The organism is Mesocryomonas lacus (assembly GCF_055730105.2).
Genome location: NZ_JBUZWF020000009.1, coordinates 134,621 through 149,340 on the forward strand (window position 1 = coordinate 134,621; position 14,720 = coordinate 149,340).

Sequence of the window (14,720 nt, forward strand, 5' to 3'; positions counted from 1 at the left end):
CGATCCTGACGGCGCGGGTTCAGGAAGTGCTTGCCTTGTTTCGCTAGAACACGGCCCGTCCGACTGGCCGCTCGATCCGTTCTGTCTGCTTGATCCTCATTCGTCCTCGAGTCTCGCGAGGTCGGTGCCTTTGCCGGAGCCGAATGCGTTCCGCCGCCTCAGCGCAGCCGCCCGTTGACGTAGCGATCCCGGAGCGCCTCGACGATGTTGGTAAAGTCGTCGGTCCAGGGACGGCGGTTGAGGTCGGGCACTATCCTCTTCCCGATGCCGGCGGTGGCGATATTGCCAAGATCCTCCGGCGCGGCGGCAAACGCCATGACCTCGCTCGATTGCCGCAGCCGCTTCTCCGGCGGCTCGCTGGAGTGATCCTCGATCTTGTAGGCGACAAGGCCGGCCTCTGCCGCCGTTCGCGCCAGGATCTGGGTGAGGTCGAGGTGCCGGTTGGAGATGTGGACGAGGATGGCGCCGTTCGCCGAGAGCGTCTGCCGGTATAGCGAGAAGGCTTCGCGCGTGATGAGGTGCGCGGGGATGGAGTCGGACGAGAAGGCGTCGATGACGATGAGGCTCTCCCCGCCGGCGTTCTTGCCGAGCGTCAGCCGGGCATCGCCCAGCACCACGCCCGCTGTCGGCGCACAGGCTTCGAGGAAGTGGAAGTAGCGGGGATCGCGGGCGATCTTCAGCACTTCTGGGTCGATCTCGTAGAAGCGCCAGTCCTCGTCCGGCGCGCTGTGGCAGGCAAGACTTCCCGAGCCAAGCCCGATCGCCGCGACGCGGGCGAGATGCCCGCCTTGCGCCGCCCGGATCGACGCGATGCCGACGCCGAGACCGCCCTCGTAGGTGTAGTAGGTGGTCGGCTCCGGGCGCCCGGTGGCCGGCGTCCCGTCGTCGTTAAGACGCCGCTCCGCGCCATGCAGCGTCGTGCCGTGGGCGAGCGTCAGGTAGCGGCCGTCCGCGGTGACATCGAGCTTGTGCACGCCGTAGAACGAGCGGATCGCCTGCTCGGCCGGCGAGCCGAAGCCCGCCAGCAGCATCGCCGCCGCGAGCGCCGCGGGCGCCAGCCAGGACGGCGCCCGCCACTGGGCCATGAGCAGCACGGCGACGACCAGCATCAGCCCGCAGCGCACGAGCGGCAGCGTCCCCAGCCGCGTGCCGAGGGCATGGCCGAGAAGGATAAGCGCGCCAAGGCCGAGGGCGAGCGCCAGCGGCGTGCGCCAGCCGCCCTTGCGCAAGCCAGCGACAAAGCCGGGACTGCAGAACAGCGAGCAGAGCAGCAGCAGCGGATATTCAAGAACGGTCGAGAAGATCAGCGGCGCGACGAGCCCGGCGAAGATCCCGCCGAGGCAACCACCCAGCGACATGAAGAGGTAGAATTCGGTCAACTGCCGCGCCGGCGGACGCTGCCCGTAGAGCGTCGCATGAGAGACCATCGCCGCAAAGAAGAAGGCGACGAGGTGGATGAGGATGCCGAACCAGAACGGGGCGGGCAGCACGAGGTTGATCAGCGCGATCGCCACGGCCCAGACCTGCAGCCGCGCCAGCGCAGGAACGGCGTTCTGGAACCGGTCGCCGAAGACCAGGACGAAGGTCAGGAGGAACAGCGCCAGCGGCACGACCCACAGCAGCGGAACGGCGGCGATGTCGGTCGAAATATGCGCGGTGACCGAGACGAGAAGGCCCGAGGGCACGAAGGCGAGAAGCACCCAGCTCAGCCGCTTCCGGCCATCGATGACCTCCGCCTCGCAAGGTGTTGCCGGTGCCTGGGCGGCCATCGCCCTCCCCCGCTGGAGGGCCGCAGCGCCCGAGGCCGCCAGGAGCACGGCGAGGACGACGAAACCGCCGGCCCAGAGCCCTGTCTGGGCGCCCAGCCGGAGGAAAGGCTCGATCACCACGGGATAGGACAGGAGCGCGGCAAACGAGCCGACGTTCGAGGCGGCATAGAGGAAATAGGGCTGGTCAGCATCCGGACGGCCGCTGCGGGCGTACCAGGCTTGCAGCAGCGGCCCGTTGGCGGACAGCCAGAAGAACGGCAGCCCGACCGCGACGAGGAACAGCCCGAGCAGCCAGACCGGCTGGTAGCGCTCGGGCATGGCGCCCCAGCCGCCGGGAATCGCCACCGGCAGCATGGCGATCGCCAGCAGCGCCAGGCCGAGATGCACCGGCAGGACGAGCCGGCGCGGACAAAACCGCGTCAGGAGGTGGGCATAGCCATAGCCGAACAGCAGGATCGCCTGGAAGAAGACCATGGCGATCGACCACACTGCGGCCGAGCCGCCGACGACCGGCAGGACGAGCTTGGTGAACATCGGCTGCACGCTGAACAGCAGCGCGGCCGAGAGGAACGCCGTCGCGACGAAGAGGACAGGCAGCAGCCGGTCGGCCGACCCGGTCCGCGGCAGAACGTCAGCGGGCGACGAAAGGGACATGGCGCGGTCTCGGCGGGTCGGTCGAACCTTGCTAGCAGGCGCATGGTAAAGATCCGGTTTCCCCGGCGGCAGGCACGCCGCGCCCGCCCGCGGCGCCTCAGGACGGCGCGGTGGCGAGCCAGATGACGTGGCGGGCGCCGCCGCGGCGACCATTGGCGCGGACCTTGACCTCCTCGGCGCGGAAGCCGGCCCGCGTCAGGCGCGCGGTGAAGGCGCGGTCGGGCGCCGAGGACCAGACCGCGAGGACGCCGCCGGGGCGCAGCGCACGCCGGGCCGCGCTGAGGCCCGCCGCGTCGTAGAGACTGTCATTGCCCCGCCGCGTCAGCCCATCCGGCCCGTTGTCGACGTCGAGGAGAATGGCGTCGTAGCGTCGCTCTGCCGTTCGGATGCACGCGCCGACATCGCCCTCGATGATGGCGACCCGCGGATCGTCGAGGCAGCCGGCAAAGACCTCCGCCATCGGCCCCCGCGCCCAGGCGACGACCGCCGGCACGAGTTCGGCGACGGTGACCTTTGCCGCCGGACCAAGCGCTTCAAGCGCCGCGCGCAGCGTGAACCCCATGCCGAGCCCGCCGATCAGAAGGGCGGGCGCTGCCCGCCCGCCGAGCCGGTCGATCGAGAGCGACGCCAGCGCCTCTTCGGAGCCGCTGAGGCGGCTGTTCATCAACTCTGTCGCACCGGCCATGATGGAGAACTCCTGGCCCCGCCGCATCAGCTTGAGCTCGCCGCCACCGGGCACGGCGGCGACATCAAGGGGGATCCACGGAATCATGACGGCCTTATCCTCGATCCCTACGGCGCGACGGCGCGACGGCGCGACGGCGGCAACAAATCCTGACGCCATTCGGCCACGCTCCACCTCTGGAAAGCTTTGCTATGCTGGTAGCTTTGCCAGAGACGTGCCAATAGTTAAGAATTGGTAAAATGCCGATTCCACCGATTTGCTTATTGAGCTATCATTCGGTGATGCGCAGTGTTGGCGGAGTTGACGATGGAACAACCGACAAGGTGGGCGAACGGTCTGGAAGCCTGGGCCTTGCGCGGGACGGGCAACGAGGCAGGTGCGGGAGGCAGGCTCCCGGCGCCGGAAACCGTCGAGCTGCTGCCGCCATCGGAGGACGCCGCGCCACGCGAAGGTCCTGCCTCTGCTCCGAAGGCCGACTGGTCCGGCGCGCTTTCCCTGGTCGAGGATGCCAGCGCCGCGCTGCGCAACAGCGAGGAGCGGATCGCGCGTCTCGAGGCCGAGGCCGAACAGACACGCGAAGAGTCTCGCGCCGAACTGGAGGCGCTGCACGCGCAGCTGCGTCTGGCGCAGCGCGAGATCGAGCGCGCTTACGGCCAGGCCGCCGCCGCGACGGCGCGGGCGACCTCTGCAGAAGCATGGCTCGATCGTCTGGGCGGCACGATCGTCAACAGCTTCGGCAAGCTCGGCGGCAGCTCGCAGCGCCAAGCTTCCTGACGCTGCACTCTTACGGAACAAACGACCCCTGCGTTTGCAGGCGCGGGGCACGTCAAGGAATCAGGGATCATGGCCGAGACTCTTCGAGCACACGCTTTCGCAGACCACGATCGACAGCTGCGGGACGCGGGCGAGGACAGCACGCCCGTGCTGGCCGCGCTGAACTCCAACGCCATTGCGGTAACGACAGAGGCCATCGAGGAAACCGACGGCAACTGGCCGTCCGCCATGAAGCTGGTCGAGCGCGCGGCAGCTACGATCAAGGACTACGAGCGCAAGTTCAAGGACGTGGAAGCCGACACGCGTGCCTTCATGCAGCGGGTCGAGGAAGAACAGGCGCGGCTTCACGCCTATATCGCTTCGCTGGAGGCCAATGTCGCCGAGCTGGAGACACGCGCCCAGGAAACCGACGCTGCCCTGCATGACGTGAAGATCGAGGCCTGGGAGACCAAGCTGAAACTGCGCTCGACCGAGACCCGGCTGGCCGAGGCCGAAGCGGAGACGCAACGCGCCAACGGCTATGCCCTGCGCGTCGGGGAACTGCTCGGCGAGATCTGATCGGCACGGTCTGATTGACCGGAGCGGGCCTTGCCTCTTCCGTAGACAGCGCTGATTCACGCTGCCGGGCGAGCTTCAAGCATCGCTGATCCGTTAGTCTGGAAGTGCCCGCACCTCTTTTCCGGCGTCAGGCCTCCAGCGTCTCGACGCTGACGCCAAAATGGCGTGCCAGCGCCCGCACCGCCTTGTTGGCGGTGCCGATCCGGCCGTTCTCGATCGACAGGATCATCGCTTTTGGCAGCCGCGTGGCGGCGGCAAGCTCTTCCACGGTCTGTCCGTCGGTGATCCGCAGCCGCTGCACGTTGTCTGCAAGGCTCATTCCGTCTCCTCGTTGCCCTGCCAGCCCCTTCGCCCGCATGGCCTCCCCGCTGGGGCCGTCTGAGCTGTTCCCCGCCAGACCTTGCCGCACCCCCTCGAGAGTGGCGCTTCCCGGGACTTAGGGCGGCGGGTCCGGTTTCGGCAAGAGCGCGCGGCCGCCCTGCCCCTGCCGCGCGGCGGGAGTCCACCCAGCTTCGCTCAAGCCCGCGCCCGCTATGGATAGGCGTTCAGGAGCTGACGATGGCCTACGCACTCGACGACCTCAATGCTTTCGGCAACCACACGGCCGCCACGCGGCCCTACCGCTATGCGGCCGCCCGGCTTGCCGTTGAGCATGCCGAACGCCGCCTGCAGCAGGCGGTCGCGGCTTTCGTCGACTCGCTGGATGCGCCGAGCGAGCGCCGCGACTCGCTCGCCGAGCCGCTGTCGCGCCGGCTGGCCGCGCTGCGCGAAGCCGCGACGCCCGCGGGAACCGTGTCGGCCGGCTGACCGCTTCGCCGACCGGACACACTCCTCCCCACCCGCGAATGCAAAAACCTGACGCTGCTTCCGCCCCGCGGCTTGGCCGGCACTGGGAAGCCTTTGCCAAATGCTGCGATCGGCGTTACCGGAGAGCTGTGCCGAACGATCCCTCGGTCGGCGCCGGCGATGGTGTCAAAGCCTGTTCCTGCTCGCGGAACGGGCGGACAACGCCGCTGCGGGGCGGCTTTCAGCGGGCCGGACGCTCCTCTCCCATCCCGCCTTGCCCCACTGGCCAACCAGCTCAGGAACTTCTCCATGACGGACACCAAAGCGGATATCGGCGTGCTCGGCCTCGGCACCATGGGCGCCAATCTCGCACTCAACATCGCCGAGGAAGGTTTCCTCGTCGCCCTCCACAACCGCACGACCGCGAAGGCCTTCGCCCTGCGCGACGAGAACCCGGCGCTCGCCGGCAACCTCGTCCCCTCCGAGACGATCGAGGCCTTCATCGACGGGTTGAAGAGCCCGCGCACCGTGCTGTTCATGGTCAATGCCGGCGCCCCGGTGGACGAGCAGATGGACCTCGTCATGCCGCTGCTGTCGCCCGGCGACATCATGATCGATGCCGGCAATGCCGACTTCAACGATACCGTCCGCCGCTCGAAGCGCGTCGAGGGCACCGGCATCCACTTCGTCGGCATGGGCGTCTCCGGCGGCGAAGTCGGCGCGCGCAACGGCCCCTCGATCATGGTCGGCGGCGAGGAGAAGATCTGGCAGACGCTGCAGCCGATGCTGGAGCCGGTCTCGGCGCAATACGAGGGCCAGCCCTGCGTCGCCTGGCTCGGTCCGGACGGCGCCGGCCATTTCGTCAAGACCATCCACAACGGCATCGAATATGCCGACATGCAGATGATTGCCGAGATCTACGGCATCCTGCGTGACGGCACCGGCATGGCCGCCTCAGGCATGGCGGAGATCTTCGCCGACTGGAACACGCGCGGCCTCTCCTCCTACCTCGTCGAGATCACCGCGACGGTCCTCGCAGAGACCGACCCCGACACCGGCAAGCCGATGGTCGACGTGATCCTCGACGAAGCCGGGCAGAAAGGCACCGGGCGCTGGGCGGTGATCGAGGCGCAGAAGCTCGGCATTGGCGCGACGACGCTGGAATCGGCGGTGTCGGCGCGGGGCGTCTCCTCCCGCCGGACCGAGCGCGCGGGGGCAGAGGCGCTCTATGCCGGCGTCGCGACGAGCGCACCCGCCTTCAAGACCGATGCCGCCGGGCTCGGCGAGCTCGAGGCAGCGCTCGAGACCGCGAAGATCATCGCCTATGCGCAAGGCTATGCGACGATGGCCGAAGCCTCGACCGCCTTCCACTGGAACCTGCCGCTCGGCGACATCGCCCGCATCTGGCGCGCCGGCTGCATCATCCGCTCACGCTTCCTCGACGACATCGCCCAGGCCTACGACACCGGCGAGACGGTGGTGAACCTTCTGCAGGCGCCGAGCTTCGTCGCCCGTGTCACAGAAGGCCAGACGGCGCTGCGCAGCGTCGTCGCCAAGGCCGCGCTTGCCGGCATACCGGTCCCGGCACTCTCGGCCGCCCTCGCCTATTTCGACGATTACCGGCGCGCCCGCGGCACGGCCAACCTGATCCAGGGACAGCGCGACCTGTTCGGCGCGCACACCTATCGCCGGCTCGACCGGGAGGGCGTGTTCCACCACCATTGGCCGATCGTCTGACACCGATCCGCACCCGGTCCATGCACCAATTGCATGGACCGGGTGCGGCAGCGAGCGAAGACCGGTGAAACAGAATACGCACGCCATCTCTGTCGCGGCCCACGTCGTCCGCGTCATCGCCCTCGGCATCTATCTCTATCGTGATGAGACCGAGCCGAAAGGCGTCGAACTAGGATCGACAGGTCCGGCATCGCCTTTCGGTTAAAATAGCGCAGAGCGTTGCCGGGTGAGAGCGCCCGGTATGGCTCTGCGCACGGCTCGTCCCGACCGCTTGCCGGCTTGGCTCTCCAGCTGCCCCCCGTGACATGAAGCAACGTCTTTAACCGCAGCCGGCGCAACGCTCACGGCCGCTTGCGCTTGACCGGATGTGCGTGTTCATGCATGTTTCGGCATGTTGTTGCACGATTGGACGCCATGAGCCCGCAGCTTCTCACCGCTGAACGCCAGACGAAGATCCGCAGCCTGCTTGCGCAGGACGGCCGGGTGCTCGCGGCACGGCTCGCGCAAACCTTCGGGGTTTCCGAGGATACCGTCCGGCGCGATCTCAGGGAGATGGCCGAGGCCGGGCTTTGCCAGCGCGTCTACGGCGGCGCCGTGCCCCTGGCACCGTTCGAGGGCTCGCTTAGCGCGCGGCGACACGTCCGCACCGATGGCAAGTCCGCTCTCGCCACCGCCGTTGCGACCTCCATAGCACCGGGCTCGATGGTGTTTCTCGACGCCGGATCGACCAACCTCGCCATCGCCGGACGCCTTGCCGAAGACGCCGGCCTCACCGTCATCACCAATGCGCCGGCGATCGCCACGGTTCTGCTGGAGCGTCGCGGCATCGAGACCATCCTCCTCGGCGGCAGGGTCGACCCGGTGACCGGCGGCTGCTTCGGCGCGAAGGCACTCGCGGATGCCGAGCGTTTCCGTCCGGACGTTCTGGTGCTCGGCGCCTGCGGTGTCGATGCCGTGGCCGGCATCACCGCTCATGTCTTCGAGGAGGCCGAGTTCAAGGCGGCGCTGGCCTCCTGCAGCCGGCAGGTGCTCGTGGCCGCCACCACCGACAAGATCGGCACCGCCGCGGCCTATGCCGTGCTGGCGCCGGAGGGAATCTCGACCCTCTTCGTGGAGGCCGACTGTCCGGCAGCACTGCTCGCACGGTTCACGGCAAGCCAGATCGCCGTCGTGACCGCAGGCGCCGAGAAACCGTCGGCGACGGGCCGCCGACGATCTCGGGCCTGATGCACTTCCGCGTGACAGCATAACCCTTGATAGCCCCCAGCGAGACCAGATGACCCTCAGCCTCGACATCCCCGCCCACTCATGGCCCCGCGAGCGCATTGCCGTCGCCGCCGCCTTTCTCGCCAACGGTCTTTTGATCGGCAGCTGGGCGCCGGAGATTCCGCTGTTCCGCGAACGGCTCGGCCTGTCGGAGTCGCAGCTGGGGCTGATGATCCTCGCCTTCGGCGTCGGGGCGGTTGCGACGATGCCGCTCGCCGGCCGGGCGATCGCCGCCATGGGGTCGCGCCGGCCGACGATCATCCTGCACCTCGCGCTGATCGCAGCCCTCCCTTTGCTGGTCTTCGCACCGTCCTTGCCGCTGGCGATCCTTGCCATCGTCTTCGCCGGGATGACCACGGGCGGGCTCGACATCGCGATGAACGCCAACGCCGTCTCGGTGGAGCGGCGTCTGCCGAACCCGATCATGTCCTCCTGCCACGGCTTCTGGAGCGTCGGCGGTCTTGTCGGCGCAGGCGCCGGCGGCTTCCTGATCGAGGCCGTGGGGCCCGAGGGTCACGCCCTCATCGTGGCCGCCGTCACGCTGCTGCTGTGGTTCGTGGTCTGGCGCCATGCGCTGTCGGACAGGCTCGAGGCCCAGACCCATGTGGCGACAGGATCGGCTGGCGATACCGCCGCTCCCAGAAGCGACACCACCGCCGGCCTGCTGCTGGCCGCCGCCGTCGGCATGTTCGCGCTGTTCGCGATGATCCCGGAAGGGGCGGCGATCGACTGGAGCGCCCTCTACATGCGCCAGGAACTCGGCGCGGATGCCGCCACCTCGGGCCTTGCCTTCGCGGCGTTCTCCCTCAGCATGGCCGTGCTGCGCTTTGCTGGCGACGGGATTCGCGGCCGCTTCGGCGCGGTCACCACCACGCGTTTCAGCAGCCTCGCCGCCGGCCTCGGCCTCGTGCTCATCGCCGCCGCGAACGGCACGCCAATGGCGCTGGTGGGCTTTGCAGTGATGGGCATCGGCGTCGCCAACATCGTGCCGATCGCCTTTTCCGCTGCCGGCAACGTGCCCGGACTGAAGCCCGGCACCGGCCTCAGCATCGTGTCGGGGCTCGGCTATTCCGGCATCCTGATCGCGCCCTCGGTGATCGGCTTCGTCGCCGAGCACACCGGTTTTGCAGCGGTCTTCGCCGGCCTGTCGCTGCTGCTGGTGGTGACCTTCTTCGCCGCCCGGCTGGTCGCCGTCGCCGATCGCGCGGACGTTTGAACGCCTCAACGCAAAACGCCGGCCCCTTCCGGGACCGGCGCTTCGACGGCAGACTACTGAGACAGTTAGATCCGTCCCATCAGCAGCAGGATCAGGATCACCACGACGACGACACCCAGGATGCCGCTCGGGCCATAGCCCCAGCTGCGCGAATGCGGCCAGGACGGCAGAGCACCGATCAGGACGAGAACGAGGATGATGATGAGGATTGTGCCGAGCGTCATGTCGATATTTCCTGCCTGAGAACAACGTATGGTGTCACAAACTCGCGAGGCTACCGTGAGTTCCACTGTTGCCGCAGAAGCGCCATCTTCTGGTTCGGCATGAAGGGCTTTAGAGTGTTCGTTCCAGCCGACGGCAGGACTTGATGCTGTTGCGATCAGACCGCATTTGACAAGCTGCGCCGAAAGCGCGAACTCGAAGTGATACACGCCGCTTTGCCCGTGACCTCGACCGTCCCGGGACCTCGACCGTCTTAGAACCTCTACCGCCCCATGACCTCGACCGGATGTCGCCGATGAACATCGAAGCCCCCATCGAAGCCTTTGAGGCCCAGCCGACACCGAAGCGCCCGACCGTCGGCGTCAGGGTCGGCGGCGTGCTGGTGGGCGGCACCGCCCCGGTCGTCGTACAGTCGATGACCAACACGGACACTGCCGACGTCGATGCGACCGTCGCCCAGGTGGCGGCGCTTGCCAAGGCCGGCTCGGAGATCGTGCGCATCACCGTCGACCGCGACGAATCGGCCGCCGCCGTGCCGCATGTGCGCGATCGACTGGAGCGGCTCGGCATCTACGTGCCGCTGGTCGGCGACTTCCACTATATCGGCCACAAGCTGCTCGCCGATCACCCGGCCTGCGCCGAGGCGTTGGCGAAATACCGGATCAATCCCGGCAATGTCGGCTTCAAGGACAAGAAGGACCGGCAGTTCACCCAGATCATTGAGACCGCGATCCGCTACCAGAAGCCGGTGCGTATTGGCGTCAACTGGGGCTCGCTCGACCAGGACCTGCTGACCGCGCTGATGGACGCCAACTCGCTGCTGCACCGCCCGCGCTCTGCCGGCGCGGTGATGCGCGAGGCGATCATCCAGTCGGCGCTGCTCTCGGCGGAACTCGCCGAGGAGACCGGCCTCGCACGCGACAAGATCATCCTCTCGGCCAAGGTCTCCAACGTCCAGGACCTCATCGCCGTCTACCGCGACCTCTCCAGCCGCACCGATCTCGCGCTGCATCTCGGCTTGACCGAGGCCGGCATGGGTTCGAAGGGCATCGTCGCCTCGTCGGCGGCGCTCGGCATCCTGCTGCAGGAAGGCATTGGCGACACCATCCGCGTTTCGCTGACGCCCGAGCCCGGCGGCGATCGCACCCGCGAGGTGCAGGTGGCGCAGGAAATCCTGCAGACCATGGGCTTTCGCCAGTTCGTGCCGATCGTCGCCGCGTGCCCCGGCTGCGGGCGCACAACCTCAACCGTGTTCCAGGAACTCGCCGAACAGATCCAGGATGACCTGCGCACGTCGATGCCCGCCTGGCGGGAGAAATATCCGGGCGTCGAGGGCCTGAAAGTCGCCGTCATGGGCTGCATCGTCAACGGTCCCGGCGAATCCAAGCACGCCGACATCGGCATTTCGCTGCCCGGCACGGGCGAGACGCCATCGGCGCCGATCTTCGTCGACGGGCAGAAGGTCGCGACCTTGCGCGGTCCCAACATCGCGGAGGACTTCAAGGTGATGGTCGCCGACTACATCGAGAAGCGCTTTGGCGTCACCCACGCTGCCGCCGAGTAAACGGCGCCCGTCACGATTGCGCCGACCGTCCCTGGCCTTTCGAACCGGCCTCGCGATGAACGCTGTGACCATGGTGCTGCTGTGGGCCTTGGTGCCGGCATCGGCGGCTCCCGCACTGACCAATCTCGACCCGGGAACGCATAACCTCGCCCTCGTCCCGCCCGATCTCGTCCGCATCTCCATCCCGGTCAAGGAGCGCAGCGGCATCGACCTCGTCTGCGACCTCATCGCTGCCAACGCCGCCGCCACCGCCATGCCCCCGGACTACTTCGCCCGGCTGATCTGGAAGGAAAGCCGCTTCGACGCCGACGCACGCTCGCCGGTGGGGGCACAGGGCATCGCCCAGTTCATGCCCTACACCGCCAAGGAGCGGGGGCTCGCCGACCCGTTCGACGTGCGCGAGGCGATCCGCCATTCCGCGCTGTATCTGCGCGACCTGAAGTCCGAGCTCGGCAATTGGGGCCTTGCCGCCGCCGCCTACAATGGCGGCATCAACCGCGTGAAGCGCTGGCGCGTCAGCGGCGGGGCACTGCCCTACGAGACCGAGAACTACGTCCTCTCGATCACCGCGCGGCCGGCCGACTGGTTCGTCGACGAAGGCCGGGAGATCGAGGAGACCCCGCTCGACGAGGGCAAGGGCTTTGACGAGGCTTGCCGCGCATTGCCGGTGATGCGCACCCGCACGGCGAAGATCGCGAGTGCCCCAATGCAGCCCTGGGGCGTCCAGATCGCCGGCCACCCCAACCAGTCGATGGCGCTGAAATCGTTCCGGCGCGTGCAGGGCCGCTTCTCCTCGGTGCTCGGCGACAAGGCGCCGATCGTCCTGCGCGACCGCGCCAGCCATGGCCGCATCTACGCCGTGCGCATCGGCGCCGACTCGCGCGGCGAAGCCGACAGCCTCTGCGGCAAGCTCCGCAGCGCGGGCGGGGCCTGTGCGGTGTTCAGGAATTAGAGCTACCGGATAAGCTCGACGGATGCTGGCGATCAATCTGCTTGGGAATACAGCCGTCAGGCAGTAGGGTTCGGCAGGGGTAGAGGAGGCACGGCCATGCGCATGACCTTTTCGGTGGACGATGAACTTCTGGCGAAGGCCCAGTTCTACACCGGCCTGACCGAAACCGGCGCTGTCCTGGACGAGGCCCTGAGAGCCTTGGTGGCGCGCGAGAGCGCCCGGCGCCTCGCGCTACTGGGCGGAACCGAGCCCGAGGCCGAGCCCGCACCGAGGCCACGCTCCGGCACGCGATGATCCTCGTCGACACATCGGTCTGGATCGATCATTTCCGGACAAAGGACACCCATCTCATCGCCCTGCTGGAACGGGACTTGGTGCTTGGCCATGCCTTCGTGATCGGCGAGCTTGCGCTCGGGACATTGCGGCAGAGAGCGGTCATTCTCGACGCCCTCGGCAACCTGCCGCCGGCTGGACTGGCTGCGGACGCCGTTGTTCGCGAAGCCATCGAACGGCATTCGCTGGCGGGAAGCGGCATCGGGTATGTCGATGCCCATCTTCTCAGCGCCGTCGGGGCTATCGACGGCGCGCTTCTCTGGACACGCGACAGGCGCCTCGATGCCGTCGCCCGCCAGATGGATCGGGCCTACCTCAGCTCTTCCGCTCCGCAATAAACCGCGCCGCCGCCACCAGCACCGCCGCCCGCTCGCCATAGGGCGCGAGCAGTTCGCTCGCCTCGGCGACAAGGGCCGCCAGCCGGTCCTCCGTCCAGGCATGGCCATGCAGCGCCGGCAGCGTCTTCTTGCCGCGCGCGCGATCCTTGCCGGCGGCCTTGCCAAGGGCGGCGGCATCGGCGGTCTCGTCGAGCAGGTCGTCGGCAAGCTGGAAGGCAAGGCCGATGGTCTCGCCAAAACGCCGAAGCCGCGCCCAATCCTCCGGTGACGCTTCCGCCAGCATCGGCCCGGCCTCGCAGGCGAAGGTGATGAGCGCGCCGGTCTTCATGGCTTGCATCCGCGAGATCTCGGCCTCGCCGAGATCCTGCTGCTCGGCCTCCAGATCCAGCGCCTGCCCGCCGACCATGCCGGGCGCCCCCGCCTGCCGCGCCAGAGCACGCACCAAGTCCAGCCGGCCGGACGCGCCGATCCCCGGCGCGTCCGCGAGGAGGCCGAAAGCCAGCGTCAGCAGCGCGTCGCCGGCGAGGATAGCCGTCGCCTCGTCGAACGCCTTGTGCACCGTCGGCTGGCCGCGGCGGAGGTCGTCATCGTCCATCGCCGGCAGATCGTCGTGCACCAGCGAATAGCTGTGGATGCACTCGAGCGCAGCGGCCACCGTCACCGCCTCGTCCTGCGCGCGGCCGAAAAGCCGGGCCGTCTCGATCACCAGGAAGGGCCGCAGCCGCTTGCCGCCGTTCAGGACGCCGTGGCGCATGGCAGCGCGCAGCCGCTCCGGCGTGCCGCGCATCAGCGGATGGGCGGCGTCGAGGCAGAGATCGAGCGCCGTCTCCACCGCCAGCGCCGCCGCCCTCAGCCGGGCCTCGAAGGAGTGTGTGCTCATCAGATGTCTCCAGCATTCAGCGGCCGCCGGCTGGCCGCCAGGGAAGGCTCGGGCGGCCGGTCATTCCGGTCGGCTTCGCCGATCGCGCTTCGGCCGTCAAGCGCCGGGGACGGCGCGGGAGAAAGCGCGGCGCGGCAACCGTTGCGAGTCGCCGCACGCGCCGATATGACGGAAGGCGATCCCCGTCCGACGGCCGGGCACTTATGCCCCCAAGGCCCACCGGAAAGCCCTCCATGCTGCGACGTGTCCTCGGCCTTCTGATCGTTACGCTGGTCGTGCTGATCGCCCTGCCGATCGCGCTGGTGCCGGTCTACGCCATTCCCGGCATCCGCCCGGTCTCGACGCTGATGCTGGGCGACTATCTGACGTTCCGGCCGGTCACCCGCGACTGGGTCGATCTCGAGGATATCGCGCCCGTGCTGGTGCATTCGGTGATGATGTCGGAGGATGGGCAGTATTGCTTCCACGGCGGCGTCGACTGGCGGGAACTGAACGCGGTGATCACCGAGACGCTGGATGGCGAGGAGACCCGTGGCGCCTCGACCATTCCGATGCAGACGGCCAAGAACCTGTTCCTGTGGAACAGCCGCTCCTTCGTGCGCAAAGGTCTGGAAGTGCCGCTAGCGGTTTACGCCGACTTCTTCCTGTCGAAGAAGCGGCTGATCGAGATCTATCTCAACATCGCCGAATGGGGCGACGGAATCTACGGTATCGAGGCCGCCGCCTGGCACTATTTCAACAAGCCGGCCTTTGCCCTCACCGGCCGCGAGGCGGCGCTCCTCGCAGTGACCTTGCCGGCGCCGCGCAAGCGCAATCCTGCCAAACCCTCGCGGGGCCTTTCGCGGCTGGCGGGCACGATCGCCGCGCGGGCGCAACGCTCCGGCGACTATGTCGATTGCGTCGCCGTCACACCGAACAAGCGCACCGCCGGCCAGTAAATTTCGCTTCCGCCCTTCCCATCCCCCCATGGTTTTGCTATGGGCTGC

Annotated in this window: 17 protein-coding genes; 12 read left to right on the forward strand and 5 right to left on the reverse strand. The window is 68.1% G+C overall.

Features of this window, described 5'->3' with window-relative positions; all coding sequences use genetic code 11:
• Positions 1-158: 158 nt before the first annotated feature.
• A complete protein-coding gene (locus tag ACZLZQ_RS23085; protein WP_472951505.1) occupies positions 159-2,423 on the reverse strand; it encodes a fused MFS/spermidine synthase in 2,265 nt (754 codons plus the stop codon).
• Positions 2,424-2,520: 97 nt separating this feature from the next.
• Positions 2,521-3,195, reverse strand: a complete 675-nt coding sequence (locus ACZLZQ_RS23090) for a spermidine synthase (RefSeq protein ID WP_472951583.1) — start codon at positions 3,193-3,195, stop codon at positions 2,521-2,523.
• A 219-nt stretch (positions 3,196-3,414) separates the two neighbouring features.
• Between ACZLZQ_RS23090 and ACZLZQ_RS23095 the strand changes: the two genes are divergently transcribed.
• Positions 3,415-3,882, forward strand: a complete 468-nt coding sequence (locus ACZLZQ_RS23095; protein ID WP_472935896.1) for a hypothetical protein — start codon at positions 3,415-3,417, stop codon at positions 3,880-3,882.
• Positions 3,883-3,951: 69 nt separating this feature from the next.
• Positions 3,952-4,440 (forward strand): hypothetical protein, encoded by a 489-nt coding sequence (locus ACZLZQ_RS23100; protein ID WP_472935897.1) that lies wholly within the window; start codon positions 3,952-3,954, stop codon positions 4,438-4,440.
• A 127-nt stretch (positions 4,441-4,567) separates the two neighbouring features.
• On the opposite strand, the gene ACZLZQ_RS23105 is transcribed toward ACZLZQ_RS23100, so the two are convergent.
• Entirely contained in the window at positions 4,568-4,759 is a 192-nt protein-coding gene (locus ACZLZQ_RS23105; RefSeq protein WP_472935898.1) for a helix-turn-helix domain-containing protein, read from the reverse strand.
• Positions 4,760-4,998: 239 nt separating this feature from the next.
• Here ACZLZQ_RS23105 and ACZLZQ_RS23110 point away from each other — a divergent pair, with 239 nt between their 5' ends.
• From ACZLZQ_RS23110 to ACZLZQ_RS23130, 5 genes are all read left to right on the forward strand, one after another.
• Positions 4,999-5,247, forward strand: a complete 249-nt coding sequence (locus ACZLZQ_RS23110; RefSeq protein WP_472951507.1) for a hypothetical protein — start codon at positions 4,999-5,001, stop codon at positions 5,245-5,247.
• 288 nt (positions 5,248-5,535) lie between these two features.
• Positions 5,536-6,963 carry an NADP-dependent phosphogluconate dehydrogenase gene (gene gnd / locus ACZLZQ_RS23115; protein WP_472951510.1) on the forward strand — a complete coding sequence of 476 codons (1,428 nt, stop codon included), beginning with the start codon at positions 5,536-5,538 and terminating at the stop codon, positions 6,961-6,963.
• A 64-nt stretch (positions 6,964-7,027) separates the two neighbouring features.
• On the forward strand, positions 7,028-7,168 hold the full coding sequence (locus ACZLZQ_RS23120; RefSeq protein ID WP_472951512.1) for a hypothetical protein: 141 nt from the start codon (positions 7,028-7,030) through the stop codon (positions 7,166-7,168).
• Positions 7,169-7,377: 209 nt separating this feature from the next.
• Positions 7,378-8,190 carry a DeoR/GlpR family DNA-binding transcription regulator gene (locus ACZLZQ_RS23125; protein ID WP_472951514.1) on the forward strand — a complete coding sequence of 271 codons (813 nt, stop codon included), beginning with the start codon at positions 7,378-7,380 and terminating at the stop codon, positions 8,188-8,190.
• Between the two features lie 49 nt (positions 8,191-8,239).
• Positions 8,240-9,445, forward strand: coding sequence for an MFS transporter (locus ACZLZQ_RS23130; RefSeq protein ID WP_472951516.1), 1,206 nt, complete (start codon positions 8,240-8,242; stop codon positions 9,443-9,445).
• 65 nt (positions 9,446-9,510) lie between these two features.
• On the opposite strand, the gene ACZLZQ_RS23135 is transcribed toward ACZLZQ_RS23130, so the two are convergent.
• On the reverse strand, positions 9,511-9,669 hold the full coding sequence (locus ACZLZQ_RS23135) for a DUF3309 family protein (RefSeq protein WP_472935903.1): 159 nt from the start codon (positions 9,667-9,669) through the stop codon (positions 9,511-9,513).
• A 293-nt stretch (positions 9,670-9,962) separates the two neighbouring features.
• On the opposite strand from ACZLZQ_RS23135, the gene ispG reads away from it, so the two are divergent.
• From ispG to ACZLZQ_RS23155, 4 genes are all read left to right on the forward strand, one after another.
• Positions 9,963-11,231 (forward strand): flavodoxin-dependent (E)-4-hydroxy-3-methylbut-2-enyl-diphosphate synthase, encoded by a 1,269-nt coding sequence (gene ispG / locus ACZLZQ_RS23140; protein WP_472951518.1) that lies wholly within the window; start codon positions 9,963-9,965, stop codon positions 11,229-11,231.
• A 55-nt stretch (positions 11,232-11,286) separates the two neighbouring features.
• Positions 11,287-12,183, forward strand: coding sequence for a transglycosylase SLT domain-containing protein (locus ACZLZQ_RS23145; protein ID WP_472951521.1), 897 nt, complete (start codon positions 11,287-11,289; stop codon positions 12,181-12,183).
• Positions 12,184-12,279: 96 nt separating this feature from the next.
• A complete protein-coding gene (locus ACZLZQ_RS23150) occupies positions 12,280-12,477 on the forward strand; it encodes a type II toxin-antitoxin system VapB family antitoxin (protein ID WP_472951524.1) in 198 nt (65 codons plus the stop codon).
• The gene (locus ACZLZQ_RS23155; protein ID WP_472951527.1) at positions 12,474-12,854 is read left to right on the forward strand and encodes a type II toxin-antitoxin system VapC family toxin; all 381 of its coding nucleotides are present in this window, start codon (positions 12,474-12,476) and stop codon (positions 12,852-12,854) included. Before ACZLZQ_RS23150 ends, ACZLZQ_RS23155 begins: the two co-directional genes overlap by 4 nt.
• Here the strand turns inward: ACZLZQ_RS23155 and ACZLZQ_RS23160 are convergent.
• Positions 12,832-13,734, reverse strand: a complete 903-nt coding sequence (locus ACZLZQ_RS23160) for a polyprenyl synthetase family protein (RefSeq protein WP_472951530.1) — start codon at positions 13,732-13,734, stop codon at positions 12,832-12,834. The two genes, ACZLZQ_RS23155 and ACZLZQ_RS23160, sit on opposite strands and share 23 nt — an antisense overlap.
• Before the next feature lie 203 nt (positions 13,735-13,937).
• Here ACZLZQ_RS23160 and ACZLZQ_RS23165 point away from each other — a divergent pair, with 203 nt between their 5' ends.
• The gene (locus ACZLZQ_RS23165) at positions 13,938-14,672 is read left to right on the forward strand and encodes a biosynthetic peptidoglycan transglycosylase (RefSeq protein WP_472951532.1); all 735 of its coding nucleotides are present in this window, start codon (positions 13,938-13,940) and stop codon (positions 14,670-14,672) included.
• The last annotated feature ends 48 nt before the right edge of the window (positions 14,673-14,720 follow it).

Coding starts and splice junctions, on each gene's coding strand:
- ACZLZQ_RS23130 (WP_472951516.1), top strand. CDS start 8,240: ATGACCCTCAGCCTCGACATCCCCGCCCACTCATGGCCCCGCGAGCGC.
- ACZLZQ_RS23125 (WP_472951514.1), top strand. CDS start 7,378: ATGAGCCCGCAGCTTCTCACCGCTGAACGCCAGACGAAGATCCGCAGC.
- ACZLZQ_RS23095 (WP_472935896.1), top strand. CDS start 3,415: ATGGAACAACCGACAAGGTGGGCGAACGGTCTGGAAGCCTGGGCCTTG.
- ACZLZQ_RS23155 (WP_472951527.1), top strand. CDS start 12,474: ATGATCCTCGTCGACACATCGGTCTGGATCGATCATTTCCGGACAAAG.
- ACZLZQ_RS23105 (WP_472935898.1), bottom strand. CDS start 4,759: ATGAGCCTTGCAGACAACGTGCAGCGGCTGCGGATCACCGACGGACAG.
- ACZLZQ_RS23160 (WP_472951530.1), bottom strand. CDS start 13,734: ATGAGCACACACTCCTTCGAGGCCCGGCTGAGGGCGGCGGCGCTGGCG.
- ispG (WP_472951518.1), top strand. CDS start 9,963: ATGAACATCGAAGCCCCCATCGAAGCCTTTGAGGCCCAGCCGACACCG.
- ACZLZQ_RS23165 (WP_472951532.1), top strand. CDS start 13,938: ATGCCCCCAAGGCCCACCGGAAAGCCCTCCATGCTGCGACGTGTCCTC.
- ACZLZQ_RS23110 (WP_472951507.1), top strand. CDS start 4,999: ATGGCCTACGCACTCGACGACCTCAATGCTTTCGGCAACCACACGGCC.
- ACZLZQ_RS23085 (WP_472951505.1), bottom strand. CDS start 2,423: ATGTCCCTTTCGTCGCCCGCTGACGTTCTGCCGCGGACCGGGTCGGCC.
- ACZLZQ_RS23145 (WP_472951521.1), top strand. CDS start 11,287: ATGAACGCTGTGACCATGGTGCTGCTGTGGGCCTTGGTGCCGGCATCG.
- ACZLZQ_RS23090 (WP_472951583.1), bottom strand. CDS start 3,195: ATGATTCCGTGGATCCCCCTTGATGTCGCCGCCGTGCCCGGTGGCGGC.
- ACZLZQ_RS23135 (WP_472935903.1), bottom strand. CDS start 9,669: ATGACGCTCGGCACAATCCTCATCATCATCCTCGTTCTCGTCCTGATC.
- ACZLZQ_RS23150 (WP_472951524.1), top strand. CDS start 12,280: ATGCGCATGACCTTTTCGGTGGACGATGAACTTCTGGCGAAGGCCCAG.
- ACZLZQ_RS23100 (WP_472935897.1), top strand. CDS start 3,952: ATGGCCGAGACTCTTCGAGCACACGCTTTCGCAGACCACGATCGACAG.
- gnd (WP_472951510.1), top strand. CDS start 5,536: ATGACGGACACCAAAGCGGATATCGGCGTGCTCGGCCTCGGCACCATG.